At 41.7% G+C, this 23,528-nt stretch carries 34 protein-coding genes; 6 read left to right on the forward strand and 28 right to left on the reverse strand.

Going from position 1 to position 23,528, the window contains the following annotated elements:
* Positions 1-74: 74 nt before the first annotated feature.
* The 10 genes from B649_RS04525 to B649_RS12470 all read right to left on the reverse strand — a co-directional run bounded on the left by B649_RS04525 (position 75) and on the right by B649_RS12470 (position 7,094).
* Positions 75-1,325: an NAD(P)/FAD-dependent oxidoreductase gene (locus tag B649_RS04525; protein WP_015653327.1), complete on the reverse strand. Its 1,251-nt coding sequence runs from the start codon at positions 1,323-1,325 to the stop codon at positions 75-77.
* Between the two features lie 45 nt (positions 1,326-1,370).
* Complete coding sequence (locus B649_RS04530; RefSeq protein ID WP_015653328.1) at positions 1,371-1,583, reverse strand: hypothetical protein; 213 nt, start codon at positions 1,581-1,583, stop codon at positions 1,371-1,373.
* Between the two features lie 69 nt (positions 1,584-1,652).
* Complete coding sequence (locus B649_RS04535; RefSeq protein ID WP_015653329.1) at positions 1,653-2,132, reverse strand: rhodanese-like domain-containing protein; 480 nt, start codon at positions 2,130-2,132, stop codon at positions 1,653-1,655.
* A gap of 110 nt (positions 2,133-2,242) precedes the next feature.
* Positions 2,243-2,404 carry a hypothetical protein gene (locus tag B649_RS12465; protein WP_015653330.1) on the reverse strand — a complete coding sequence of 54 codons (162 nt, stop codon included), beginning with the start codon at positions 2,402-2,404 and terminating at the stop codon, positions 2,243-2,245.
* A gap of 199 nt (positions 2,405-2,603) precedes the next feature.
* Positions 2,604-2,882, reverse strand: a complete 279-nt coding sequence (locus B649_RS04540) for a peptidylprolyl isomerase (RefSeq protein ID WP_015653331.1) — start codon at positions 2,880-2,882, stop codon at positions 2,604-2,606.
* Between the two features lie 27 nt (positions 2,883-2,909).
* On the reverse strand, positions 2,910-3,557 hold the full coding sequence (locus B649_RS04545; protein ID WP_015653332.1) for a GNAT family N-acetyltransferase: 648 nt from the start codon (positions 3,555-3,557) through the stop codon (positions 2,910-2,912).
* Between the two features lie 133 nt (positions 3,558-3,690).
* A complete protein-coding gene (locus B649_RS04550) occupies positions 3,691-4,605 on the reverse strand; it encodes a DUF234 domain-containing protein (protein WP_015653333.1) in 915 nt (304 codons plus the stop codon).
* Positions 4,606-4,641: 36 nt separating this feature from the next.
* Complete coding sequence (locus tag B649_RS04555) at positions 4,642-6,105, reverse strand: HAMP domain-containing sensor histidine kinase (protein WP_015653334.1); 1,464 nt, start codon at positions 6,103-6,105, stop codon at positions 4,642-4,644.
* A gap of 200 nt (positions 6,106-6,305) precedes the next feature.
* Positions 6,306-6,878 carry a hypothetical protein gene (locus B649_RS04560; protein WP_015653335.1) on the reverse strand — a complete coding sequence of 191 codons (573 nt, stop codon included), beginning with the start codon at positions 6,876-6,878 and terminating at the stop codon, positions 6,306-6,308.
* A 9-nt stretch (positions 6,879-6,887) separates the two neighbouring features.
* Positions 6,888-7,094, reverse strand: coding sequence for a hypothetical protein (locus tag B649_RS12470; protein WP_291750940.1), 207 nt, complete (start codon positions 7,092-7,094; stop codon positions 6,888-6,890).
* Between the two features lie 10 nt (positions 7,095-7,104).
* Between B649_RS12470 and B649_RS12475 the strand changes: the two genes are divergently transcribed.
* Together B649_RS12475 and B649_RS04570 are read left to right on the forward strand one after the other, a co-directional pair.
* Positions 7,105-7,260, forward strand: coding sequence for a hypothetical protein (locus tag B649_RS12475; protein ID WP_291750941.1), 156 nt, complete (start codon positions 7,105-7,107; stop codon positions 7,258-7,260).
* Between the two features lie 115 nt (positions 7,261-7,375).
* Entirely contained in the window at positions 7,376-7,795 is a 420-nt protein-coding gene (locus B649_RS04570; protein ID WP_015653337.1) for a hypothetical protein, read from the forward strand.
* Positions 7,796-7,818: 23 nt separating this feature from the next.
* On the opposite strand, the gene B649_RS12480 is transcribed toward B649_RS04570, so the two are convergent.
* Entirely contained in the window at positions 7,819-7,995 is a 177-nt protein-coding gene (locus B649_RS12480; protein ID WP_015653338.1) for a hypothetical protein, read from the reverse strand.
* 273 nt (positions 7,996-8,268) lie between these two features.
* On the opposite strand from B649_RS12480, the gene B649_RS04575 reads away from it, so the two are divergent.
* Positions 8,269-8,454: a hypothetical protein gene (locus tag B649_RS04575; RefSeq protein WP_015653339.1), complete on the forward strand. Its 186-nt coding sequence runs from the start codon at positions 8,269-8,271 to the stop codon at positions 8,452-8,454.
* Between the two features lie 87 nt (positions 8,455-8,541).
* Here the strand turns inward: B649_RS04575 and B649_RS04580 are convergent, their stop codons facing one another.
* Positions 8,542-8,895, reverse strand: coding sequence for a 4-fold beta flower protein (locus B649_RS04580; protein WP_015653340.1), 354 nt, complete (start codon positions 8,893-8,895; stop codon positions 8,542-8,544).
* Between the two features lie 167 nt (positions 8,896-9,062).
* Here B649_RS04580 and B649_RS04585 point away from each other — a divergent pair, with 167 nt between their 5' ends.
* The gene (locus B649_RS04585) at positions 9,063-9,452 is read left to right on the forward strand and encodes a 4Fe-4S dicluster domain-containing protein (protein ID WP_015653341.1); all 390 of its coding nucleotides are present in this window, start codon (positions 9,063-9,065) and stop codon (positions 9,450-9,452) included.
* Between the two features lie 16 nt (positions 9,453-9,468).
* On the opposite strand, the gene B649_RS04590 is transcribed toward B649_RS04585, so the two are convergent.
* The 8 genes from B649_RS04590 to B649_RS04625 all read right to left on the reverse strand — a co-directional run bounded on the left by B649_RS04590 (position 9,469) and on the right by B649_RS04625 (position 17,340).
* Positions 9,469-10,197, reverse strand: a complete 729-nt coding sequence (locus tag B649_RS04590) for an NnrU family protein (protein WP_015653342.1) — start codon at positions 10,195-10,197, stop codon at positions 9,469-9,471.
* 32 nt (positions 10,198-10,229) lie between these two features.
* Entirely contained in the window at positions 10,230-11,432 is a 1,203-nt protein-coding gene (locus B649_RS04595) for a sorbosone dehydrogenase family protein (RefSeq protein WP_291750942.1), read from the reverse strand.
* Positions 11,386-12,246, reverse strand: a complete 861-nt coding sequence (locus tag B649_RS04600; protein ID WP_015653344.1) for a TIGR01777 family oxidoreductase — start codon at positions 12,244-12,246, stop codon at positions 11,386-11,388. Before B649_RS04600 ends, B649_RS04595 begins: the two co-directional genes overlap by 47 nt.
* 8 nt (positions 12,247-12,254) lie before the next feature.
* Entirely contained in the window at positions 12,255-13,052 is a 798-nt protein-coding gene (locus tag B649_RS04605) for a family 1 encapsulin nanocompartment shell protein (protein ID WP_015653345.1), read from the reverse strand.
* A 10-nt stretch (positions 13,053-13,062) separates the two neighbouring features.
* A complete protein-coding gene (locus B649_RS04610) occupies positions 13,063-13,437 on the reverse strand; it encodes a ferritin-like domain-containing protein (RefSeq protein WP_015653346.1) in 375 nt (124 codons plus the stop codon).
* Positions 13,438-13,618: 181 nt separating this feature from the next.
* Positions 13,619-14,230, reverse strand: coding sequence for a class I SAM-dependent methyltransferase (locus B649_RS04615; protein ID WP_015653347.1), 612 nt, complete (start codon positions 14,228-14,230; stop codon positions 13,619-13,621).
* A 320-nt stretch (positions 14,231-14,550) separates the two neighbouring features.
* Positions 14,551-16,275, reverse strand: a complete 1,725-nt coding sequence (locus B649_RS12125) for a tetratricopeptide repeat protein (RefSeq protein ID WP_015653348.1) — start codon at positions 16,273-16,275, stop codon at positions 14,551-14,553.
* Positions 16,276-16,317: 42 nt separating this feature from the next.
* Entirely contained in the window at positions 16,318-17,340 is a 1,023-nt protein-coding gene (locus B649_RS04625; protein ID WP_015653349.1) for a hypothetical protein, read from the reverse strand.
* A gap of 389 nt (positions 17,341-17,729) precedes the next feature.
* On the opposite strand from B649_RS04625, the gene B649_RS12130 reads away from it, so the two are divergent.
* The gene (locus tag B649_RS12130) at positions 17,730-18,785 is read left to right on the forward strand and encodes a tetratricopeptide repeat protein (RefSeq protein ID WP_015653350.1); all 1,056 of its coding nucleotides are present in this window, start codon (positions 17,730-17,732) and stop codon (positions 18,783-18,785) included.
* Between the two features lie 141 nt (positions 18,786-18,926).
* On the forward strand, positions 18,927-19,280 hold the full coding sequence (locus B649_RS04635; protein ID WP_015653351.1) for a hypothetical protein: 354 nt from the start codon (positions 18,927-18,929) through the stop codon (positions 19,278-19,280).
* Positions 19,281-19,440: 160 nt separating this feature from the next.
* Here B649_RS04635 and B649_RS04640 read toward each other — a convergent pair whose 3' ends face one another.
* From B649_RS04640 to B649_RS04675, 8 genes are all read right to left on the reverse strand, one after another.
* The gene (locus B649_RS04640) at positions 19,441-19,827 is read right to left on the reverse strand and encodes a hypothetical protein (protein WP_015653352.1); all 387 of its coding nucleotides are present in this window, start codon (positions 19,825-19,827) and stop codon (positions 19,441-19,443) included.
* A gap of 180 nt (positions 19,828-20,007) precedes the next feature.
* Entirely contained in the window at positions 20,008-20,181 is a 174-nt protein-coding gene (locus tag B649_RS12485) for a hypothetical protein (RefSeq protein ID WP_291750943.1), read from the reverse strand.
* Between the two features lie 419 nt (positions 20,182-20,600).
* Positions 20,601-20,882: an XRE family transcriptional regulator gene (locus B649_RS04650; RefSeq protein ID WP_015653354.1), complete on the reverse strand. Its 282-nt coding sequence runs from the start codon at positions 20,880-20,882 to the stop codon at positions 20,601-20,603.
* The gene (locus B649_RS04655) at positions 20,879-21,217 is read right to left on the reverse strand and encodes a type II toxin-antitoxin system RelE/ParE family toxin (protein ID WP_015653355.1); all 339 of its coding nucleotides are present in this window, start codon (positions 21,215-21,217) and stop codon (positions 20,879-20,881) included. Before B649_RS04655 ends, B649_RS04650 begins: the two co-directional genes overlap by 4 nt.
* 163 nt (positions 21,218-21,380) lie before the next feature.
* A complete protein-coding gene (locus B649_RS04660; RefSeq protein ID WP_015653356.1) occupies positions 21,381-21,686 on the reverse strand; it encodes a helix-turn-helix transcriptional regulator in 306 nt (101 codons plus the stop codon).
* Positions 21,676-22,005, reverse strand: coding sequence for a type II toxin-antitoxin system RelE/ParE family toxin (locus B649_RS04665; RefSeq protein WP_015653357.1), 330 nt, complete (start codon positions 22,003-22,005; stop codon positions 21,676-21,678). The genes B649_RS04660 and B649_RS04665 overlap by 11 nt, the downstream gene beginning before the upstream one ends.
* A gap of 165 nt (positions 22,006-22,170) precedes the next feature.
* Positions 22,171-22,485 carry a hypothetical protein gene (locus tag B649_RS04670; RefSeq protein WP_015653358.1) on the reverse strand — a complete coding sequence of 105 codons (315 nt, stop codon included), beginning with the start codon at positions 22,483-22,485 and terminating at the stop codon, positions 22,171-22,173.
* Positions 22,486-22,543: 58 nt separating this feature from the next.
* A complete protein-coding gene (locus tag B649_RS04675) occupies positions 22,544-23,359 on the reverse strand; it encodes a hypothetical protein (RefSeq protein WP_015653359.1) in 816 nt (271 codons plus the stop codon).
* Between the last annotated feature and the right edge of the window lie 169 nt (positions 23,360-23,528).

The raw sequence follows: 23,528 nt of genomic DNA on the forward strand, positions 1-23,528 counted from the left end.
GCCTTTAAAAATTGGTATTAGAATGAACATGATACAATTATTTTAGTTTTTTTGTGAAATTTTTGTTTTTGTTGCTACTTTTTTAAATGTCCCGCTAAATACCCGCTGGCAAACGACCACTGCAAATTGTACCCTCCGCAGGGACCGTCTAAATCCATCACTTCACCGCAAAAATAGAGACCGCCTATGATTTTGCTCTCCATCGTTTCGGGGGAGATCTCTTTGAGTGAGATACCGCCACGGGTGATCATTGCCATTTTGAATCCATCGTGTCCTATGACGGTGAGCGGCGTCCACGCGAGGAGTTTGATGAGGCTATCACGCTGAATTCCTTCGAGTTTATTAAACCCTTTCTCAGGATCAGCACTAGCGAGTGTGCAGAGGGCGCGGCAGAGTGATTCGGGGAGGAGAGTCATTATATGGGTTAATATGGGTTGTTCCGGATTTTTATCGATTGCTTTTTTGATATGGGCTCGCAGCTGCTCTTCATTAAGCCCTTTGGTCATGTTGATCATCAGAGGGACGGAACCGTACTTTTCGATCAATGGGGTGATCTCGCGGGCAACGTCGAGGACGACAGGGCCTCGGATACCGTTTTGGGTAAAGATCAAATCCCCAAAAGCGCGGATATTTTTGGCTTTGGGGAGGTCGATGCGAATTTCTACTTTGGGGATCGTGTCGGCACGGCACTCGGCCACCCATGTCTCACGTGTGCGCAGAGGCATCATGGCAGGATAAAGCTCGGTGATTTTGTGTCCTGCTTCGGAAGCGATGGTAAATCCATCCCCTTCAGCTCCCAATTGAGGATATCCCATTCCTCCGGTTGCGATGATGACATTGGGGGCCATGTAGGTTTGATCGGAGGTCCTGACTCCGCGCACATGCTCGCAATCATGCTCTAATGCTTCGATACGGCAGGATGTGATCAGTTTTACCCCCAAATGTTCCATCTCCTCTTCGAGGGCTGTAATGATGCTTACCGAACTGTGGGAGATTGGAAATACCCGATACCCGTCCGGTGCATGGCTCTCTACCCCGATTTCGGAAAAAAAGGCGATGAGTGCACGATGATCCAGAGCATTGAGGGCAGGGGTCATGAATCGTCCGTTTCGTCCGAAACGCGCCATAAAATCTTCATTGGAGAGGGTATTGGTCAGATTGCATCGGCCGCCGCCGGTCGCTTTGAGCTTGGCGGCGATTTTAGAGAGTTTTTCACAGAGAAGTACTTTCTTACCCGTTCGTGCCGCCGTGATAGCGGCCATAATTCCGGCTGCTCCGGCACCGACTACGATTACATCATACGAAAGTTTTGAGGAGTTTTGCATATCGCATTATAGCGGCTCAGAGGGGGAAACCCAAATTGGGAATCGTTAAATATCGGTAATACGTACCAGTACGAGATAAGGTTCGCTTTCTAAAATATTGAGCATCACTCCAAACTTTTGGGAGATATGTTTACGCTGCCCTTCGGTCAGTTCGGAGAGATGTATTTTATAATAGTGGTGATTGTTGTCAGAACTGACTTGCATGTGATATAAGTGGATATCTTCAGGAGAGGGATCATAATGGATGTATTTCTGCATTTTTGACTCTTTTACGGCTTTGGTCAACCATTGTAGAGTCTATTGCATTAATACACCATTATATTTCTCCTATTCTTCGATAACGGGATACTTGTTCTCTTTCCATTCTCCAAATCCGTTCAGGAACCAATAAACATTTTTGTATCCCAGTTTTCGTACTGCCAAAGCGGCTTCATACGAGTTGGCGCATGTTTCGCCGTAGCAGTAAAAGACAAGCGGCTGCACTTTATCCTCGGGAAGTTGAATGACGATATATTCGGCTTTCGATACGTCGAAATAGACAGGGTACGCACCCTTTATATGCTCTTTTACATAATGGCGTTTTTCACGGGCATCAAAAAAATAGGCTTTTTGGTCATACAGCGCTTTCGCTTTTTTCACATCGATAACGTTGATCCCTTTGGCGATTGCATCGTCTACTTGCGGGGGGATGATACAGATGTCGTATTTCGTTTCAAAGATAATACTTTTTTCACCGTCGTATTCGACACCATTAAGCGCCGTTGCCAATAAAGCGGCTAAGAGCGTAGAAAAAATCAAGCGTAACATGATAAACTCCTTAAATCAATATAACTAAATAATAAGCAAGGATAGATTATTAAATTATAATATTTTTTAATAGTTTGTAGATCTAAGATAGGATTAATATAGCAGGCTAATTAGCCGAAAATAGGAGTTTTATCAAATACTCCAAAAATATCCAAAATAAAGCGGACGATAGCCGCTTCGCTAATGCCGGCTAAAATACCGATAAAGAGTCCATGGCCAATGATGTCAAATGAAGGGGCACCAGCTCTCCACGTCATAAATGCTTTTTCCATAATATACTCCTTTATTCAAGTCTGTATTGGGGTCGTTTAAAAATAAACGATATTGCATTATGATAGTTTTTGTTTACTAATAACAATATTTAAAAACTGGATTAATTTTTATTTGATTTCAATCATCAGGAGAACTTTACGGTGAAGGAATGGATTTTCTTCGGCAGATAGAGGTGTGCCGAAGGGAGGGGAAATGAGATTATCCTCTGCTGGTTACTTCTAAAAGATGGTAGCCGAATTGTGTTTTTATCGGACCGTATAAAACACCGACATCACCGGTAAATACCGCCGTATCAAACTCTTTTACCATTTGACCGGGTGTAAAACGTCCCAAATCACCACCTTTGCGGCCGGATGGGCATTGAGAATGATCTGCCGCTACTTCAGCGAAAGAAGCTCCGTTTTCAATTTGTGTTTTCAGTTCATTACACTCTGCTTCGGTGTTGACTAAAATATGTCGTGCGGTTGCCCATGCCATGATGATCCTTTTTTTGTTTTTGAAATTTTACACTATTGCATCGGTTTTTAGAACGCCTAACTTTTCGCGAACGTAATTTTTTCCGAGTTTTAGAATATCCGCTTCGTAGATAAGGAGTCGTGCAGGGGAAAGATGATGCTCATTTCCCTCTATTTTGGCATATATTTTGTCCATATTTGAGCCAATCAGCGTTTTGAGATCATTCTCTTGGATCATTCCTATCATCCCCTCCAAGCCATTCTTTGGCAGCGGGAGATTACAGTAGTAATCACCGATATCATTGATTCCCCAGTAAATGAACCCCAGAAGTGTATAAAAATCCAGAGAGGTTGAGACGGACGTGAACGTGATTCGGCGAACATGTTTCTCGAGAGCCTGATCAAGTATCAGCCGGAGTATTTGAGTTGCGTACCCCTTGCGTTGGGAAATGAGAGGGGTAAAGAGATTATAGAGTGTGAGATATTGGCTGTAACGATCGATTTTGGAAAAAAGATAGCATAAATGCTCATTGCGCTCATCACAGAGGACGACACATCCTTGTGTATTCCAACTGAAATGGCGGTCCCACCACGCGAGTGACTGATTAGCGAAACGTATACTTTCGGTATCTTGGATGAGGGCCGTAGAGGCGATATAGGCATCACGCCCCAGCAGTTCTAGATGATAGAGTGGCATCGGTATCCTTTTTACCCTCTAAGGATGTAAAAAGTTCCCAATACGGGAGCCGATTCAATGGTAGTGAGTAACAATAGTATAGCCGAATAGATGGAGCCATTGCCGATTGGAGTGATTAAAAGGTATACAGTATTCAGTATCTTTTATTGGTATTGACGAGAAGATCTTTTTCGCTCAGTTCGTCCATCAGTGTTTTGAGATTTTTGAGGGAAAGGAGCTTTAGGGTATCACTTTTCTCTTTTTTAAATTCACTCGAAAATCCGCTTTTGGAAAAAATGACGAACCAATCGGGTTTCAGTGCAGCCTTCGTACATTTTTCCTGAAGTTTGGTTAGCTCCGATTTGTTGGCTTTGGATTTGGCATATTTGCACGATCCTGCTATTACCTTACCCGATTTACTCTGTCCGAGAATCTCGATTTCGGTGTTTTTATCCCAGTAGGAGCCGATTTTAGCGACCCAGTCCTCTTTATAGCTTTGTTTGACCAGAGCGATGATTAGCCCTTCGTAGATGGGATCAAAAAAAGTCTGTTTGGTATTTTCCCACCGTTCTTTGACCTCGGTGAAATCTCCTTCTTTAATCCCTTTGTAATACGGTGATACGGAAGAGAACCAAAAGCGCAAAAACGGAGCGGTAAAAATAAGGCGATCGGAGACCTCTTCACTCTCATCGGCAGGTTCTTCTTGTGAGCCTTGCCGAGTCAGCAAGCCGAATTTGATCAAAAAGGCTGCGGACTCTTCTCCCTCTTTGCGGGTTAGGTTGGCACGGCGATAGGCTGAATATTCTCGTCGATCACCGAGTGCCAATGCCGAGAGAAGTGCATGGTGCGCTTTGTTGCTCTGGGTAATTTTGGTCAAATCGGCATGGATGTATCGGTAGTTGGCGAGTACTTTTTCCTCGATCAGCTCTTCGAGAGGTTTTGTCATATCGACACTCCATCCCATCCCGCCGAACACGGCGAAATATTCGATCGCTTTTTCAATATCGGTTGCGTTATTCTGGAAACAAAAAGAGCGAAATTGTTGGAGGAGGGTCGGGTGTTTGGACATGGTGAAGCTACCTTCTATTAATTATCGCATTATAGCCTAAGTGAGTGGTGGAGAATAGGTCGGTGGAAAAGGGAGTTTAATTATGAAGAGTGCCCCATCTTTAAAATTGTGAGCTTCGATGGTGCCGTTAAGCTTTATTTCGACAATCATTTTTGCAATAAAAAGGCCTAATCCTGTCCCCTGAGATTGGTGTTTGGTTGTAAAATAGGCATCAAATACTTTGTCAATGATATCCGGTGAAAATCCTCCACCGTTATCGTATATCTTAAGAAGATTGCCCTTTTTACTCTGTGTGCACTCGAGCGTTATTTTAGTACTAAGAGCATCTATGGCATTGTTAATAATGATTAAGATTACCTGTTCCATTTCACTGATCGAACCGTAGGCACATGCTTTTTCATCGAGATTAAATGTTATGGATACCTTGTTGTTTTCTAATCTGCTCCCAAGCAGATGCATACTGTCTGTGATGGCTTTTTTGAGGGTAAATACCTCCATCTTTTTGTCACTTTGATCATCATTCAAAAAGTTTTTAAAGATATCAATGGTTTTTGACATGAACTCTACTTGATTATGCATGTTGCTAAACAGCTTGTGCTGATACTCTTGATCGACACTTCCCATCATACTTTTTACCGTTAAATCGGTGATGCACAGCTCGATAATGTTGAGGGGCTGTTTCCACTGGTGGGCTATATTGTTGATCATCGTTCCCATTTCAATAAACCGTGACTGCTTCATCAAAAGAGCATCTTTAATTCTATTGTTCTCTTTTTCGATCTCTTTTTTTTCCATCGTTTCATCAATGTTGTGCTGCATATGGAGAAATCCGTTGACAATCTCTGATATAACATCATCCCTATGCCTGTTAATAGACTCAAAAACGAGTTTATCTCCGGGTATATAGCCTTTGATCTCGGAAGCAATTTTCCGTAAAGGGGTAAGAAGCTCTTTTAATAGACGCATTTCTAGGTAAAAATACAACGTGAGCAATACAATGAGAATGGTTCCAACCATGTAATATTTCATAGAAAGTTCTTTGAGCGTATGGTGCGCATACGCTATTTGAAGCGTTCCTAGCTTGTTTTTCTCATTGCCTTCTCCCGGGCTATAAACGGCTTTTTCATAGGTTAAATTATACGGATCATCCAGCGTGTATTCGGATGACTTGACTTCGGAAATTAGGATTCCATTTTGGTCTTTAAAGGTTATATTCTCTAAATGATAGTCGATCAGCATACTTTTGAGAAACTCATCCATATTGAGATGCTGATTGTCTTTGTTGATAAAATACCATATGCTCACTTTTGATGAAAGTGATTCAGATATTATTTTAATGTGCTTTTTCTCGGATTGTATAAAGGAGTCATTTACCAGTGTATAAATAAACATACCGCTGAGAGTAAAGATCATGGAGAGGGCAATAACAATGAACAACAGCAATTTGCGTTGTAATGAAATAGTGCTAAATGTCTTTATAAAGCCTTTATATGATGTCAAAAAATAGTCCCTACTGTCTATAAGATAAAATAGTGATTTTATACTTTGAAATTGATTGTATAAAGTATTGTAGGACGTATTGCTTTAGAGATGTATTAACTATGTTTTTTGTTAAATAATAATGTCGTCAAAATCGTGGTTTGTTTATGGAAAAAGTTTTGCAGAATTCATCGGATAGCAATAATGGTCCTCTACAACAGCTATTTGCGATCGAAATGGTAGATCGAGTGGGTAAAACTGAGCTTTTTCTCTTTCCACGCGAAATAGGAGCTTTTGAGATGTTTTCCCTCATTAGAGAGTTCATGGACGATTTGGTGAATGTGATCCTCATCCGATTGACACAGTTCGGTAGACATATCACAGTCGAATACGATTCGATTCGGGGTACTTTCACGCAGATTAGCGAGAAATTCGGGTTGGTTTTGTTTGGAACAGTAATGGGTTGCTTTGAGGTTGGTACATGCGATATCTTTGCAATGGTACATACTTACCATTTGTTTGGCAGTACCCGGAAGTAACTCTTCTTGGATCGTCACTTCACCGCCGATGAGTTTGAATGACATTCCTGTTGCGTCGGTCCCCGTGATGGGCAATACCGCCTTATGTTTGTAGGATTCTGTTCCGATTTGTCCTTCGGCGGGTGATAGTTTCCAATCACCGATAAGGGCGTCTTCCATCCAAGCAAACAGTTCCCACGCGCTTGCTTCTGCTGCATGGGCTGAGGTGATGAGAGCAAAAGAGGTCAATAGGGAGAGGATCAGTTTTTTAAGCATCATGATTCCTTAGAGCTTTTCGGCACCTTTTTGGGTCAGTACGACGGTCACGCCGTCTTCTTTGATCTCGATAACACCGTCATTTTTTAGCTCATCCATCGCAATTTGAAAAGGGCGGTCTTGTTTTGAATCGAGTTTTTTTAAAATCGCGCTGATGACATCTTGTTTGGTCATGACATGACCTGCAACGGCACGACTGCTTTTGAACCAGTTCATAAACATCGTTTTGATCTCGTTTTTTTGGGTCGTTTCGATGTTCTCTTTTTTGGGCGGTGCTTTGCGTGCAAAGTTTTTGGGAGGATTTTTAAAATCTCGTTTTGGTGCAGGCTTTCTATTGACAGGTGGTTTGATGGTGTATCCTTGGTATCGTATTATCAGTTAGCGTATTGTAGTGATTTTTGCTAAAAATATGAAGATGTGGTATCTCGTTAGGGATTTTAGATAAAATATCAGACCAAGTGAATTAAAACATTTATAGCTGAGATACAAGGGATCGCATGAAAGAGTTGAACTTATTTGATTTAAAACTCGCGTTTGAACAGGACATCAAAATGGCTCTCTACACGCTTGAACGCTACAACGTTGAAGCGAATCTTGCTTTGGTTGCCTGTGATGATTATGATATTGACAAAGTGCATTTGATGGACAGCGTGCGACAAAGCGATATTATCAAAAAAGTGAATGAACATTACATCTCCGTGTTGTTTACCTTTGTGGATCATGTGGGTGCTCGACGTGCTTTGGATAAACTGGTGAATCTTTATCAAGAGTATGATTTGAAAGGGAGTCTCATCATTTTAAAAAAAGGGGAAACGATTGAGGGTGTTTGCGAACGCTTGTTAGAAGCCAACCATATTATCCATCGAGATCCTGACAATAATATATATTGCGAATCCGATTACGCGCTCACGCAATAAGAAAAGGGGTTAGCCCTTTGATATCAAGCAAACTTTTTACGGATCATTTTAAAATGTACGAAGGAGATTACTGCTATCACACTCATAAGCACGGCAAATTGAGAACTTTCCAATCCTGCTGATTTGGCACCTAGTGCGAATCCAAAAAGCAGAAGAAGAAAAAGTGTCATAAATCGAGAAAAAAGTTTGGTTGTTTTCATTGATACGGCTCACTTAAATTATTGGATAATCTAAATCGGCAATTAAACGATATTCTTTACCCCCTTTATTATGAAATTCTCCCCCTTTTGATTTTTTTCAGAATAAAATGCATGGTTGATTTGAAGCAGTGGGTATAAAATGAAGTTTATTTCTATTTATAAATATAATATTGCAATAAAATGTAAAAAAACTATCTAAAATATTATACAATAGTAAAACTAAAAGATATGGAGGATGCTGTGGTTAGAAATCTCTATAACGAGTTGTCGAGAATGGAATTGAAATATCATGAACTCTTGGAACTTGAAGGGCATAAAATTTTTCTTGCCGCCACCGCACTTATACCCGAGGGGATAGAAGAAGCGATGCATATCAAAAGGCTTGCAGACGAATACCGGTTATGTACGGTATGGGATGGAGAAAATATTGAGATTTTATGTTGTCATCAGGCCCCATAAAATCGTCGTTTGAGCTTTTTTGAATGGCCGTTTATGTTAGAGATGCATAAACTGCTATAGAGATTTCGAGTAGCGAAATCTCGTCTTTTATCCGTCTAAAAATGTTTCCCACTTCAATGGATTCCATTGATAGGAAGCAGGGGAAACTTGAGGCGGTATAGGAGGGATCGGTGTAGCCGATGGGATGATGAGTATCGGCGGAGCAGGTGTGATCTCCGGGATGGGAAGCATCGGATCGTCAGAGGCTTCATCCATGTATGCTATGCACTGTCCTCTTTTGTCACGAAAGATTCCTTTATAAATGATACCAAGATGTTGGGCGTCGTAGGTGAAGATATTACCGTCACGTATGAACGCTCTGTAGCAATTTTTACGGTCATAGATGACACCATTATAAAGCCATCCGATTGTTCGCCCATGACGGTTAAATATAGGGTTCATTGCTGTTTATCCTTCCGTCGGATTTTTCAAGGGTATTGATTATAGCAAAATTTAATAATAAAAAAATCATATTCAGTATTCTTAAACACCATAAATCTATAGTTTGTTGATTGAACATATATTGCATATTTAGCACAATATGATAGTATAAACATAAGGAGCAATTGATGGCTGTTATTATTACCGACTCTTGTATAAATTGTGACGCCTGTATAGAAGAGTGTCCAGCGACTGCGATTGTCAGTGCCGATGAGTCGCCGCTCAGTAAGGGTGAATACACCTATGTGAAACCTGATAAATGTATTGAGTGTGTTGATGCCGCAGTTCCGAAGTGTGCCGATGTCTGTCCTACGGAGGATTGTATCATTTGGGATATGCCCTACATCGCAGAGTACAATGATTACTTTGTCCTAAGCGATCGCTACGTGATCCGTGAACATAAGAAGAGGGGGTTGATGTCTCCTGAGATAAACCCGCAACCGTGGCGCGAGAGTATTACGATAGAGCAAAGAGAAGGGCATGTGAGTGTCGGTAAGACGTTGAAACTTTATAATTAGGTTTTTTTTCCTTATCTTATTTCGGAAACGGGAGCATCATCCGCACCCGTTTTTGATACTCCTTATAGGTCTTCCCCATCGTTGCAACTAAATCCCTCTCTTCATACTTAAGACCGATAAAAATATAAAGGGTAAGCGTGAGTGAGAGCATCAAATGCGAATAGGACATAGCCGGTGTCAGCCATAGTCCGATCAGCACTCCCAGCTGGATCGGATGGCGTACAAATTTGTAAAACAATTTTTCTTTAAAATCAGCGGGCGGGGTAGGTTTATTGAGTAGATTTAAATAAATTTGCTGCAGCCCGAACAGTTCAAAATGGTTAATGATAAAAGTAGAAAAGAGCGAAAAGATCCAGCCGAACAGATATCCGGCTGTTAATAAGGCTTTTCCTGTTTCATTATCCACTTGCCATAAAAATCCCTCTAACGGCTGCCAGTACAAACATATCAAGCCCAAGGCCAATCCTGAAAAAAGGACATAGGTACTTCGTTCTGCCGCTTGTGGAATAATTTTGGTTAGATATTTTTTGAAGAATGAACGGGCCATGAGTGAATGCTGCAGAGCAAATATCAAGACTAAAAGGAGGTTAATACTAAAAGCGGTAATGAATGGCATCGGATATTGCGTGCTAATGGTTCTCTCCATAAATTCCCACTCACCGATATAGAAAATGAACCATACCTGTGCAATCAGTGCAACGCTGTAGGCTAGTATTCCATAGATAAAAATAATTAATTTGTTCATGTCTCTCTTTTACCTTGGGCTGTCGTGTAACATTATAACCTATCGTTGTGGTACGAGATACGGTAGATGGCATTTGCCTTGTCATCCGATACGAGCAGAGAACCATCGGGCAGGATCAGCAGATCGACAGGTCTTCCCCACGAAGTGATCCCTTCGAGCCACCCCTGTGCAAAGATGGTGTAGGATGGGGGAAACCCTTTGGCAAAACGGACAAGAGTGATACGGTAACCCAGCGGGGGGATACGGTTCCATGAACCGTGTTCGGCGATGAATATCTGATTCCGGTATTCCTGCGGAAACTGGCTGCCTGTGTAAAAACGGATCCCCAGTGCGGCAACGTGAGGGTCGAGTTCCCTGAGCGGTGGGATAAAATCTGCACACTTTTTCCCTTTGTTAAATTTGGAATCGGAGAGGTTTTTGGCATGGCAGTAGGGAAAGCCGAAGTGCATCCCTTTTTTCGGTGCCGAGTTCAGTTCATCGCTCGGCGCATTATTTCCCATCCAGTCACGGCCGTTGTCGGTGAAGAAGAGGGTGCCGCTTTGGGGGTGCCAGTCGAAGCCCACGCTGTTTCGGACACCCCGTGCAAAAATTTCGAGTCCCGTTCCATCGGGTCGCATCCGCATAATGGAGCCATAGCGCGGATCGTTTGAATCACAGACGTTGCAGGGTGCGCCTATCGGGACGTAGAGGTATCCGTCAGGGCCGAAACGGATAAATTTCCAGCCGTGGTGAGGGTTTGTGGGAAAGGAGTCGTTGACGACCACCGGATTGGGCGGATTGGCGAGGCGGCTTTCGATGGCATCAAAGCGGAGGATACGGTTGATTTCGGCGACGTACAGTGCGCCGTTTCGGAAAGCGACACCGTTTGGGCTGTTAAGCCCGCTGGCGATGACGTAGCGCCGGTCGGCGCGAAAGTCGCCGTCGATGTCCTGAAGAGCGTATACCTTCCCCTCAGCACGTGTACCGACGAAGAGAGTCCCCCGCTCGCCAAGAACGAGGGAACGGGCCCCCTCGACGTCACGGGCGTATAGGCCGATCTGAAACCCGCTCGGCAGTTTGAGTGTATTGAGTTTTTCGGAGAGTTCGTCCGCATGGGCGGGAAAGAGTGAAATGAGAAAGAGATCGATGCCCGCAATCAGCCACGCTGTCCTATACCATACTTTATTCCACATGATCTCCTCCTGATATTTAGCCGTAGAGGTTGTTGAGTGCCGCTTCGATGGTTTTGAACTCAAACTCAAATCCCGCTTCGGGAAGACGTTTGGACGTGACGTACTGTCCGCTCGAAATTGCTTCGGCGGCTTCGGAACCGAAGCGCAGCTGTAACAGGAATTTCGGGATTGCAAAGAGGGTAGGGCGGTGGAGAGCTGAGCCGAGCGCTTTGGTCAGGCCGTAGTTGGTGGTCGGGTTCGGAGCCATTAGGTTGTAGACCCCTTTCATCTCGGGGTGTTCTATGACAAAGAGATAGGCTCGCATCAGATCATTGATATGTACCCAGCTAAAACTCTGTTTTCCGTCGCCGATTGTCCCTCCCAGTCCGAGTTTGAAAGGGAGCAGCATCTCTTTGAGTATCCCCCCGCCGTGACCGAGGACAATCCCGTAGCGGAAGATGATCGTTCGGATACCGAGCTCTTTGCTCTCGAGAGCGGCACTTTCCCACGCTTTGACCAGCTGTCCCAGAAAATCGTTCGCGTAGAGGGCGTGCTCTTCGTCGTACTTGCCGCTCTCCGCATAGATCCCCACAGCCGAGGTGCAGATAAAGAGTTGCGGCTTTTGTTCCATCTTCGCCATTGCGGTGACAATCTTTTTAGCCGTATCGACACGGCTTGCGTAGAGCACTTTTTTGTAGTTTTCGCTCCACCGTTTACTGATGGAAGCCCCGGCAAGATGGATAACGACATCCGCGCCCAAGAGCTTTTTGCCAAAAGCCGTCTCATCAAGATCAAAGTCGGCTGTGTGCAGAGTCGATACCTCCCACCCTTTTTCTTTGAACATAGAGACCAAATGGGTGCCGATAAAACCTCCCGCTCCGCTTATGGCTATCTTCATGGCCGTATCTAGAGGGTGATCAGGAGTGCCGCTTCGGGGTTGATGATGCGGAACGTGCAGCTCTCACTTATAAAGAGGGTATAGTTCTCTTCTTTTTCTTCGGCAAATCCGATGCTGACATCCAGACCGTTATAAAGGATAAAATCTCCCCCTCTTTGCGAAAGGGCCAAAATTTTGTCGTCTCCGATATTTTCGCATACAACGAAAAAGTTTGGTCCGATAAGGGTCTCCAAACGGCTTTTAACACTGACCCCCCCTTCGCTTTCTCCGACCATTTTGATCAGTGTAGCGGTGGAGAGGACGAGTTTGTAGGGCCCTTCGACAAATTCGGCTCCGAAAGCGGCGATCATCGAGGCGACCGCATCGATCAGCCCCTTGGTATGTTTGGCATGGATGGGTTTGCGCGGGATGTTGTTCAAAATCCCTTCGATATCCGCCTCTTTCACCCCATCAAGAATCAGCGAATTCTCAACCGCGCTGAAACGATTGGAAACTTTTTTGAAGACCGAGTCGTCAAAATCGGGTTTGTCCCGCTTGAACGCCTCGACAATCGATTTGGGCAGATCGAAATCGTACCGTATTTCCACCATCGGAATGGGTTTTCTGACCGATAGCGTCAGTTCTTCCGAGGATGTGAGTGTTTTCAGGTTGCCCGTTGCGACGGCATCGGTTTCAAAAGGGACGGGGGTAAACCCGACGAGGCTGCGCAGTTTCAGCCGCTGGCTGAGCAGGGGGGTGAATACACCGTCAATTTGGGCCCATACAGCCGCCGCAATCGGAGACGTTTCGCGATTTAAAAATTTCATGGTCAACTCCTTAGCTATTGTTACCGATTTTCAGTGTCCCCGTTGGCGCTGCAACGATTGCGGGACTGCCCTGAACGGTTTGATCCGTGTTGCCGGACTCCTGAACGATGATATCACCCTCTGTGAACATAAATTTTTGCATCATTTCATTCCAAACAGGAGAATTGCGTCTAAGCCATTCGAGTCCCATGCACGCGTGTTCGATCTCTTCATCCCTGTTGTGTTCCATGATCGCTTTTGCTGAGGGGTCATTTGCGGCTTCTGCACGCTGGTTGTACCAGTCTATTGCTTCAAGCTCTTCCATGGTACTTTGGATAATGCGGTGATAATCTTTTGTAAATTCTGAGAGTTTAGTGGGATCTTCGTGAAAACCTTCGTGTGCCATAACTGCCCCTTTACGTTCAATCCTGATATCCCTAATAGTACAGAGGCAAAAGAAAGGATGTCAATAAGATTTGACGGGAAGTGTTTCTTTTAATTTTCAATTAAGAAAGCATTAGTTGAAAAAAAAGCTGTATTACTATTCCATCGAATGGTGCAGGCGGCAGAGGAAGGGGTCGCACAGGCTACGGTTTAGTTGCGACAATCAGACGGAGTATATCAAAGACTTTGTTTTGGGATGAGAGAATCCTTAAACCGGAATTTTCGATCCCTTTTTGGGTTTCTCTGAGCATCGATGTCCCCAGCAGCGGTTTGGAAAATCTCTCCATCCCCCAAAGGATGGCATTAAGCCCTTTTGAATCGCTTTTCATGTGTTCGAGAAAGATCGCCTTGCCTCCGGGTTTAAGGACGCGGTAGAGTTCGTGCAGCCCTTTGTCGGGATGGGGAACGGTGCAGAACACAAAGGTACTGATGATCGTATCGAAGGTATTATCAGGAAAGCTCATCGCTTCGATGTCCATTTCGATCAAAGTTATATGAGTTAGACCTATTTGAGCCGCTTTTCGTCTGGCTATGTTGAGCATTCCACTGCTGAAATCGATCCCGATCAAATCGGAAGTGTAGGGATAATAGGAGAGGTTTTTCCCCGTACCGACTCCCACTTCAAGAATTTTTCCCTCCGCTTTTGCAATCACCTCACTCCGAAGATGGGAGAGATGCAATAGTTCCAAAGGCCACTGGAACAGATCATAGAGTTTGGCGATGCGAGTATATCTTCGGGCTGTTTCATGTTCCATTTGGCTCTCCTTCAAGCACTAACGTTAATCTTTTCCGTTTAGCTCAAAACTTATACTTGATTCTACATCTTTTTCGATAAGAAATAATAATGGATAATTGTATACGTGATGGAAAAGTATTACGTTGGAGCAAAGAAAAGGGCATGTGTGTCTGGACACATGCTTCTTTCATTCCCACTCGGAAGAGGGGGAGTTTTTACTTTTTGAAGTTATTAAATATTTTACTAATTTCTAATGATAAAAAGCAGATTTGCATTGTAAACATAGTCGACAATACATCATATAGCATGATCTGAATTTACTATTTAGAAAAACTTATATTATTGTATTTTTCGATAACACCGAATATACCATTCGTCACTTTTAGAGTTGCTTGACATATTTCCTTGACGATTTTTACCACCGGAATAGTCAAAATAGATTCGCCATGCGGAATTATGTGAAGCTTCTGATGAGGTCCAGTACAAATCGTTTGCGACATATTGTAAATCCGCTTGTTCAAAGAAAAGATCGAATAATAGTTCTTTGTCGGGCAAAGTCCAATCGCTATAGCCGTTTAAATAAAGTGTTTCACAGTAATGCATTGCCCCGTTCCAAGAGCGCTTCACACGAATAACATCTTCATTATCCTGCCACATAATATTCGTTTGCGATGATTTTTTGGGCTCGCGGTAGGGTGCTTGCGTTATGACAGGTTTATTGGCATAAGGTGCTGCCAAGATTGGCTGGAATCTTTCCGTCTGTGCGATGGACATTTCTTTTTTCGGAGTATTTTCCGATGGTACGGGGGGCTGACTGGCAACTTCGGGCTTTGTTTCCACACTCTCTTCAGTATCTGATGGAGCAGAAAGGATGCGCTCGTTCTCGTGTATGATCTCAATGTTTCGCTGTGCCGTTTTATCACCGTTCGCAGCTGCCAACGTAAACCAGTATAAGGCTTGTTTTTGATCTGAGTCTACGCCGATCCCCCGATCATAAAAACGTCCCAAACTCATTTGGGCAAAAATATTTCCGCTTTGGGCCGCTTTTTTGTACCAATACATCGACTGCTGCAGATCGATCCCGACTCCATACCCTTTTTCGTAGATTTCCCCTAAAGCCTGTTGAGCGTTTTCTGCCCCGAAATAACCCATCACTTGAAAACGTGTCACATCTAATGTCGATATATCCTGCAATCTATCGCCCTTCGTTTGTACAAATCCGAAGTAAAAGAACACTGTCCCTAGCAAGATAAAAAAGAGACGAACGGTTTGTTTGTAGGTGGTAGTCTCTTCCTGCGCGAGCATTTTCATCGTAGGGTCCTCCATGTTCTTGGCCTCCATATTTTTGGCCTCCATTCCATTTGCTCTCATCAAAGGGAATAACACTTCTAGTCTTTTAATTTGTTTGCCTTCCTCGTCGGATATCATTTTGGAGATCAAATCACCCCAGCCTTTTGGACCGAGTTCTTCCACCTTTTTCTCAACATCGCTACCCTCAATCCACATCTCACCGGTGATCAAAAAATAGAACAACTCCCCGATTATTCTGATCTCTTTTTCTCGGCTTTCCCGGGACGCTCGGATACACAATCCGTCATTGAAAAGGAGCTGTACACTTTGCGTTTGCGCTGTGAAATAGACCTCGTGAGGCGACAGATGGTTGATTCCGAAATTATGGTTTTGAAGCCATTGGAACAGACGGACTGTTTCTGTAGCAATTGCCTTTAGCGTATTTTCATCGGATCTCGACCATCGGGAGAAGGGGCGGCCCTTGGGCGGTTCCGTCACAACATAATAAACTTCATTTTCGTGAATGAAATCATAAATCGGCGCGACCTGACCTACATTGATTTTTTTGATCTCTCCTGCGATCTGCCCGAGCCGTTGAATCTCTGCCAGATCTGTGGCACTGTCGCCGGATTTTGGATAAATGTCGATCCAGACTTCTTTGCTATGACGCATCTCTTCGGCAAGAACACGTTTTTGCCTTCCGGCCTCTTCCATTTCTCTGATCACCATATAGTTATGAATAAATTTTTGCTCTTGTGACGGATACTCGCTCATTAAACTCCATTCAAATGTAATACATTGCCGCACCGTCGAAAATCAATTGATTAGAACATACGATCTGAATTTCATGTCCCGGATGTTTTCCGTTTCATTAATGAACGTTTTGCCGCCATGGTAGGTTTCATAGTCGCCGCTCCAGGCATACGTGCAGCCCCCTGGTTCCGCATCGCTCTTGAGATAGATGGCGTATTGCTCTCCCGGTTTGACCATCGGCCCATAGTGTCCGAAATACAACCGCGTTGTGGGAGAAATTTCATTCGGATGCAACTCCCGGGTGTAATAGCTATGCGGCCCCAATCTTCCGTTTTCCATCGTGACTAAAGAGACATGCAGGCTTTTCGTGGGAGTGCACCGATGGTGTTTTATGTCTATCAGATCGAATGCTATGAGCCTGCCGCTTTGGGCAATCAAGAAAGACTGGGCTACCGTCTGATTGGCTGTGATTTCCAACCCTCCTCTACCGCCTACAAGGGTATGTTCCTGATCTATTTGGGTACCGTATTTTTTGATCGGTTTTTTTGTCACGTAAACTCCTTTTCCATCGTGTGTCTGCAGCGATTCGGCTTGCTGGGCGAGTTGTTTGTCACAGATTAATCGCTCTAAAGAAGCAATCCTCCCCCTGTGCTTATTTTTCTGATAAAACGCTATAGCCTGACTTTCTAGAACATACGATTGCAAAAAATCGGATGGGGCACTGGTGTTGATTTTGAAAAAAGTATCGTAGTCATTCTCTCTGATGCTGCTTAACATCATCTGGTGTAACAAATGGACGATGCCGATATACTTATTTTCAAGCAATCGCAGTGATGAAAGGTATTCATTGTATTCATTGGCAGAAATATTCCCTTTTGATTCCAAAGACAAGCCTTGTTCGCGTAAGGATTTGCTTTGAACGCTGTATGCGAATATTTTGTCTTTTAGAATCTCATAATGAACGAAGGTTTCGAATTTAGAATTTGCATCGTAGAGTTTATTGCCTAACAAAGAATAGAGGGTTGGATTGTTTTGGGCTAGAAGAAATGTTGTCAACGTCGACAGAAGGAGAAATTTTGTGGACACTGTTGAGCCTTTTATATGCCGTTTTATATCTAGAAATGTTATTATATCAGAACAAAAAAAAATATTATTATGTATTAATGTTGAAAAATTTAATGGAATGAAATAAGTATATATCTCTCAATGTTTTTTATCGGTTATTGTAATCCTGTGTTGTGTTAGATTGAAATTATCTAATATTTTAAACGTGGGGTGAGAGAGGGGTAATAAAAAAGTGAAGATTGAATACCTGACCACATAATCCCTCTATGCATGCCTATTTTCTCAAGCGGAAACATGAATAACGTGGACATTGAGGATAATAGAACGTTAATTATTTTTTTATACCTTTTTATGTTTTTTTATTTTATAATAAACAATATTAATTTTGATTGTTAGATGAGGTGTAAAGCGTGAAATATAAAATTTGTTTTTTAATTATATTTATATTTTTTAATTTTGGGCATTTGAATGCAGACATTCTTGAAAGTTTAATTGGTTCATACAGAAATCATATAGATATCCAAGGAACATATAAAGGTGGTATATACACTCCACCGGATAAAGATTTTGAATTTACTGTTCCATCACTTGTTGAGCCAGGCTATAGAATTAATGACTTTATGAATCCAAATGATAAATCACAGGGATACGTAACGTTTCTTGATGATGTTGGACAACTGTTTAGAATAGATTTTTGGGATAACTATTTAAATAAAACGCAAACACAAAGATTAGAAGAGTTAGATGAGGAAGTATTAATTACATTTAAAAAATTTATGAACAATGTACAAATAATAAAAAAAGAAAAAATATCCGATGATGTTTATTTTGTTTTTTACGATTTTCCAAAAGGTTCATCTGTTTTAGTTAATGAACATAGAATCAATGCGACTAGAGGTGTTTTATTTTTTGCAAAAGAGAATAAAATCATTGTATTGTCTCAACAATTTTTAGAATCACGCAATGATTATCGAAACTATGAAAAAGCAAAAAATTTACTTTTGTCTTTAAAGGATACAAATTTTAAATTTAGATCTATGATCCGTAATGATATACAAGATTCTAATGAACAGCTAATGATAGGTTATAAGTATCTTGAAGCTAAACAGTTCCCTGAAGCAAGATATTGGATTGAAAAATCAGCTTTACAAGGTAATGCTATTGCTGAATGGACTTTTGGATTAATGTTTCTAAGAGGTGATGGTGTTTATAGGGATTATACAAATGCAAAAAAGTGGTTCGAAAAATCATCTAGTCAAGGTAATGTAAATGCAACATATGATTTGGCTGCTATGTACAATAATGGAGAAGGGATTCAAAAAGACATTAGTATTGCAAAACAGTTATTTATAAAATGTGCAAATATTGCTCACAAAGAATCAATAAAAGAACTAATTAAAATATATAAAAAAGAGGACAACAAAAAAGAAGAAGAATATTGGATGGAGAAATTGTCAAAAATATAAGGGATAAAAAGTAGTCCATCCTCTTTTTTGCTTTTTTCGTTCCCACTCTATTTCTGTCTATTTTCTTATAATTAACATTATATTTACGGATAATTAATCTTAGCTTTGATATAATTTAAAAAATTATTTCTGGACGATATTATGCTCTTTTATTTGGCTCTCTTTTTTGCATTTTTATATTTTAAAATTGCCCGTGTTCATCGTAAAGAGGAAAAAACCTCTCGTATTCTTTTGGCTCAACATTGGTTGGTTGGATTGGCTATTTTAGCCATTTTGAGATACGGTGGGTTGTATGTTTCATGGTATGTGTTTATGCCATTACTCTTTCTATTTGCCACCATGGTCTCGTTGATGGTCACAGCCATTCAGTTGGGAATTTTTGTTGATGGGAAACCTCTTTATGGATTGACTCAAACCTATAAGTATTTTCCTTTTTTAGGTTTCATCGTTATCGTCTTTTCTGCACTTCTTTGGGGTTGTCGATGGATATTCTAAGTGGAGTTATTTTAGTGGGAAGAGGGTAACAAAAAAGTAGCCTGCCCCATTTTTTCCGGCGGTGCTTTGAGTACATAATGAAGATGGAGTGTTCCTGACATCTTATTGTTCTCTGTTATGAAGCTGCCGCTTGCATTCTTCTGCTTCGCGGCTTCGCGGATTACCTCTTGGTCTTTTCGATCATATGGTCAATAACGATGCTATGCTCATGCTGAGGACTGAACATCACGATCTCTGCATCTGCATCAACCCTGACGTTGTGGCCCGGGGGCCAGTAGAAGAGGTCATTCGCGTAAACTGTCTCCTGAATGCCTAGGTCGTCTGTTGTGGTGAGCTGACCGCGCAAGACGAATCCCCAGTGAGGCGACTGGCAGGAATTACCTTGCAGCCCCTGAAACAAAGGGATCGTATCAACACCCGCAGAAAGAGTAAAATATTCGCAACTGATCTTACCTAGGCCGGTCGCGTCCCCGAAATCCATTCGCTGACGAAGCACGGCACCCGGAATCTGCATTCTCACATCTACGTCATCTTTGGCTATACGCATGGTTGTTTCTCCCTATTGATTAGCGGATGCTTCCGGTTGTCTACCCACCTATCGACGCATCCGAAAATTGAGATAGGGTTCAACTTCTTTATCCATTTACTATCTATTTTTTGCCTGAATTTTATTAAATATAAGGACATGACAAAAGTCCTACTGTCAAAAGTTGATTTTTTTTTAAATTTAATACACTGAAACCGAGCGTGACAGAAGGGGATAGCACGATAGAACTTTTTTACGTAATGCGGGATGGAATCGGTAGGTTTCGAGATATTTCAGACGGGAGGTTTTGATAGAGTAGTTATATATCACTATAGCGACACTGAGTACAATGAGAGCGATGATTGTTTTTTCCATTAATAGGTCTTTTTGAAGGAAGGAAAGGCTTAAAATTTTGTATACCTTTTCGTCAATCTGCAAAAATCGTAAAAATCACTCAGCATTAAATAGCGAAATTCTATATCTTCAAATTGTTTCTTCATAATCGGTTCGCCTTGCAGATAGTATCTCACATCTTTTTGAAACTCTTTTGGATATTCCAGCTTTTCTGATTGCAATGATGAGAAACAATCAAGGAAATCAAGAAAAAGATTACTCACGATCTCCTCTTGTTCCTGCGACCTGTGTGTGAGAAAATCGGTAATTTTTTCAAATCTCTCACATATATGTACTAAACACTGATTCACCAAATTCTCCATAAAAGCGACTGTATGAAACTGTATACATAAAGTATTCTAATGAAAGTAGATGGTTCCCGACTAGCAAAAAAGTGAAGATTACACCATCTGAATCTGTAATCGTTTCCCCATTGCACTGACCGCACTTTCGATGGTTGCGAGGGTGATTGAGGTATTGAGTGGATCGAGTAGACGATCAATCGCACTGCGGCTGGTATGCATCCGTTTTGCCATTTCGGTTTTAGTAATATGCTCTTTTTTCATTGTCTCTTCGAGTTGGTAAGCGATGACCCGTTTGATCGCTACCGCTTCGGCTTCTGCGAGCATCCCTTCTTTTTCTAAAAAATCATCAAAATTGGTTCCGATTCCCTGTGGTTTCATCGTATCTCCTTTAGGCGTTTGATCGCCAAATCTATCTCTTCTTTTGGGGTTTGCTGGCTTTTTTTAATGAACCCGTGGAGCAGTACCATCCAATCGTCTAGTATCGTAAAGATCACCCATGCGATACGCTTATCGGAAATATTGCTCCGCACTTCGTAGAGTTTGTTTCCGAGCGGGCGCGATACGGGCATCCCGATAGGCCATCCGTATTCGACGGTTTTAATATCATTGCCGACGATCTGACGATCATGCGGCTCTAATGATTTGAGCCATTCGCGCACGGGTTCGTTGCCGCTTGGGCTTTGATAGAATACGACGTTTATTTTTTTACTCATAGGATTGTACCATTTTTGGTACGATATGTCAAAAGTATGGTTTGAGTAGGGAAAAAGGTTTTCGGCATTATCAACTCCCTTTTTATCGGTTATTGTAATGCTGAGTTATTTTATAATGAAATTATATTGCATTTTGAAATGTGGGGTGAGGGAAGGGGAATTATTACGAAGCCAAAGGGCTTCGTGTTAGATTGATTTCGAGGTTGAAGCCGACGGCTTTTGCGTATTCCATCAAGGTGGATAGATTGGGCATGTTTTTACTGTTTGGGCTTTCTAATCTCGAAATGTTACTTTTTTTGGTATGAAGCAGGTTGGCAACATCTTCTTGGGAGAGTTTCGCTTCGAGACGGGCTTTTATCATCTGTTTTTTGAGTGCAAAGATCGGTTCTAATGCCTCATATTCGGCTTTAACCTCTTCGTTTTTCAGAGCTTTTTCTTTGAATGCTTCAAAAGAAGGTCTATTCGTCATGCTCAATCTCCTTTTTTCGCTTGATGGCGATTTCGATCTCTTTTTGGGGTGTTTTTTGGGTCTTTTTCACAAATGAGTGGAGAATGATGATTTTTTTCCCACTCGCGTAACAAAAGAAACTTCTTCCTATCCCCTCCGCTCCTTTAGCCCTAACTTCAAAAAGTCCCTCACCAAAAGCATCGGTGTACGGTTTTCCGAGATTGGGACCGTGTTCTTCGATCATCTCGAAGATACGAAGCATTTTTGCCAAAATCTTGGCAGGAAAGGACAGCGTATCGGTTTCAACTGTTTCGTTGAAAAATTCGATTTCCCATTTCATGTGATTATATCAAAAATGATAACTTTTGGAAAGAGAAGAAAAATAGTTTGATTATTTTGTCTCGGCATTATCAACTCCATTTTTAGAGAGCAGTGTAATACGGAATTATCGTACTATGAAATTATATGGCAATTTGAAATGGAGTTTAGTTGTCTGCATTCCCACTCAGGAGAGTGGGAACGAGGAAAATCTTTTTTTTGCCAAGTCAGATACATGGTCATGATGTTCATGAAGCTGTCCAGATAAATCACCATGCTTGTTCAGTTTTAATAGTTCTACTTTTTTCCTTCCACAAACGGGACATATCCATGTGGTGGGTGTACACACCCACCATTTGTTAAAATGTACACCTTTTGCATTAAACTGTTTTCTTAACGCATCTGTCCAATTTGAATATTCACTATCGAGTCCGACTAAATTATCTTTTTTAAGGAATTCATATAGCTCTTCTTTTGATGTAAAATCATTAAACCCATACACATTTATCCTTTATATTTAACGTTTAAAATGACCAATCAAAAACCTGCTAGTTGGATTGTTAGGTTTTAATATTTAGCTTATCCTGTAATGCATCATACATACTGTTAACTCTATCTTTGGCAATTTCAAGGTAAGAATCAAGTGTTTCTAAACTAACGATGTCGACCATATATGAGCCACGAGTATATTTTGACGTGGAGAATGCAAATCGTACAGATGCAAAAGGAATGCTTTCTACATTAACTGTACCCATATCATCTAATTTGGCTGAAAATAACTTACCATCGACTACAACAACAGGTTTTGCAAAGAAAGCATAGGGGTAATGATGTTCGTTACCCTCACTAGGCCAAGAGTTTGCTTTCATGTTATGTTCTGCAGCTTTACACGCGGTGACGAGTGCTTGATACCAGCGAGATGGCTGATCCGGTTTTTTAAATGATTCATGAATTCCTGAACCTATCCATCCCATTTTTTTACCTAGAGAGTGCTCTTGCATGGGGTTAACTACAGCTCTTTTGACGTTGTCTTCAATTCCTGCAAAGAAGCAGGGCGAATTTAGTGCTTCGCTAAGATAAAATTCATGAATTGGTTCCTCTGCAAAGATGACCCATGGACTTTGTGATTTTTTTACTTCAATGCACAATGAATAAAAGAAGTTGAATAATATTTCTTTATCATTTTTTGCAATTGAAGTTAAGTAAGCTTCTGCATCGTACTCTCTAGAAATTTCTGCATCAAGATCAAAATAGCTAGCTAGCCCTGTTGCTTTCAATCCACTACTACGTAGTTTGGCAAGCACTTCCATTTCCGAACGAAAACCTGCTTTCTCAATATCTGCAAGAATTTTTTGTTCGAGTGATTCTGTATCCATAATACTAGTTATCCTAACTCTTTATTAGTACACATTTTATACGACTACGGCTTAAATAGATACTTGGTATAACAGATGAAATGATAGTTAATATTTTCATATTGATCGTTAATGCTTAGCATCTTTTGCAGGATTAAGAAAAAAGCTGATTAAATTAATTCTTGGGTCA

Origin of the sequence: Candidatus Sulfuricurvum sp. RIFRC-1 (assembly GCF_000310245.1) — a bacterium.
Taxonomy (GTDB): Bacteria; Campylobacterota; Campylobacteria; order Campylobacterales; family Sulfurimonadaceae; genus Sulfuricurvum.

Bases quoted from the DNA above. Each gene is read 5' to 3' on its own strand.
- B649_RS04575 (WP_015653339.1), top strand. From the start codon at position 8,269: ATGGAATTGAAATATCATGAACTCTTGGAACTTGAAGGGCATAAAATT.
- B649_RS04550 (WP_015653333.1), bottom strand. From the start codon at position 4,605: ATGTCCAAACACCCGACCCTCCTCCAACAATTTCGCTCTTTTTGTTTC.
- B649_RS04655 (WP_015653355.1), bottom strand. From the start codon at position 21,217: ATGAGTAAAAAAATAAACGTCGTATTCTATCAAAGCCCAAGCGGCAAC.
- B649_RS04540 (WP_015653331.1), bottom strand. From the start codon at position 2,882: ATGGCATGGGCAACCGCACGACATATTTTAGTCAACACCGAAGCAGAG.
- B649_RS04600 (WP_015653344.1), bottom strand. From the start codon at position 12,246: ATGAAGATAGCCATAAGCGGAGCGGGAGGTTTTATCGGCACCCATTTG.
- B649_RS12470 (WP_291750940.1), bottom strand. From the start codon at position 7,094: ATGAACTGGTTCAAAAGCAGTCGTGCCGTTGCAGGTCATGTCATGACC.
- B649_RS04525 (WP_015653327.1), bottom strand. From the start codon at position 1,325: ATGCAAAACTCCTCAAAACTTTCGTATGATGTAATCGTAGTCGGTGCC.
- B649_RS12465 (WP_015653330.1), bottom strand. From the start codon at position 2,404: ATGGAAAAAGCATTTATGACGTGGAGAGCTGGTGCCCCTTCATTTGAC.
- B649_RS04535 (WP_015653329.1), bottom strand. From the start codon at position 2,132: ATGTTACGCTTGATTTTTTCTACGCTCTTAGCCGCTTTATTGGCAACG.
- B649_RS12485 (WP_291750943.1), bottom strand. From the start codon at position 20,181: ATGGAAAAAACAATCATCGCTCTCATTGTACTCAGTGTCGCTATAGTG.
- B649_RS04640 (WP_015653352.1), bottom strand. From the start codon at position 19,827: ATGCGTATAGCCAAAGATGACGTAGATGTGAGAATGCAGATTCCGGGT.
- B649_RS04605 (WP_015653345.1), bottom strand. From the start codon at position 13,052: ATGAAATTTTTAAATCGCGAAACGTCTCCGATTGCGGCGGCTGTATGG.
- B649_RS04660 (WP_015653356.1), bottom strand. From the start codon at position 21,686: ATGACGAATAGACCTTCTTTTGAAGCATTCAAAGAAAAAGCTCTGAAA.
- B649_RS12480 (WP_015653338.1), bottom strand. From the start codon at position 7,995: ATGAAAACAACCAAACTTTTTTCTCGATTTATGACACTTTTTCTTCTT.
- B649_RS04570 (WP_015653337.1), top strand. From the start codon at position 7,376: ATGAAAGAGTTGAACTTATTTGATTTAAAACTCGCGTTTGAACAGGAC.
- B649_RS04560 (WP_015653335.1), bottom strand. From the start codon at position 6,878: ATGCTTAAAAAACTGATCCTCTCCCTATTGACCTCTTTTGCTCTCATC.
- B649_RS04650 (WP_015653354.1), bottom strand. From the start codon at position 20,882: ATGAAACCACAGGGAATCGGAACCAATTTTGATGATTTTTTAGAAAAA.
- B649_RS04580 (WP_015653340.1), bottom strand. From the start codon at position 8,895: ATGAACCCTATATTTAACCGTCATGGGCGAACAATCGGATGGCTTTAT.
- B649_RS04590 (WP_015653342.1), bottom strand. From the start codon at position 10,197: ATGAACAAATTAATTATTTTTATCTATGGAATACTAGCCTACAGCGTT.
- B649_RS04545 (WP_015653332.1), bottom strand. From the start codon at position 3,557: ATGCCACTCTATCATCTAGAACTGCTGGGGCGTGATGCCTATATCGCC.
- B649_RS04615 (WP_015653347.1), bottom strand. From the start codon at position 14,230: ATGGAACATGAAACAGCCCGAAGATATACTCGCATCGCCAAACTCTAT.
- B649_RS04635 (WP_015653351.1), top strand. From the start codon at position 18,927: ATGCTCTTTTATTTGGCTCTCTTTTTTGCATTTTTATATTTTAAAATT.
- B649_RS04665 (WP_015653357.1), bottom strand. From the start codon at position 22,005: ATGAAATGGGAAATCGAATTTTTCAACGAAACAGTTGAAACCGATACG.
- B649_RS04675 (WP_015653359.1), bottom strand. From the start codon at position 23,359: ATGGATACAGAATCACTCGAACAAAAAATTCTTGCAGATATTGAGAAA.
- B649_RS12125 (WP_015653348.1), bottom strand. From the start codon at position 16,275: ATGAGCGAGTATCCGTCACAAGAGCAAAAATTTATTCATAACTATATG.
- B649_RS04610 (WP_015653346.1), bottom strand. From the start codon at position 13,437: ATGGCACACGAAGGTTTTCACGAAGATCCCACTAAACTCTCAGAATTT.
- B649_RS04530 (WP_015653328.1), bottom strand. From the start codon at position 1,583: ATGCAGAAATACATCCATTATGATCCCTCTCCTGAAGATATCCACTTA.
- B649_RS04585 (WP_015653341.1), top strand. From the start codon at position 9,063: ATGGCTGTTATTATTACCGACTCTTGTATAAATTGTGACGCCTGTATA.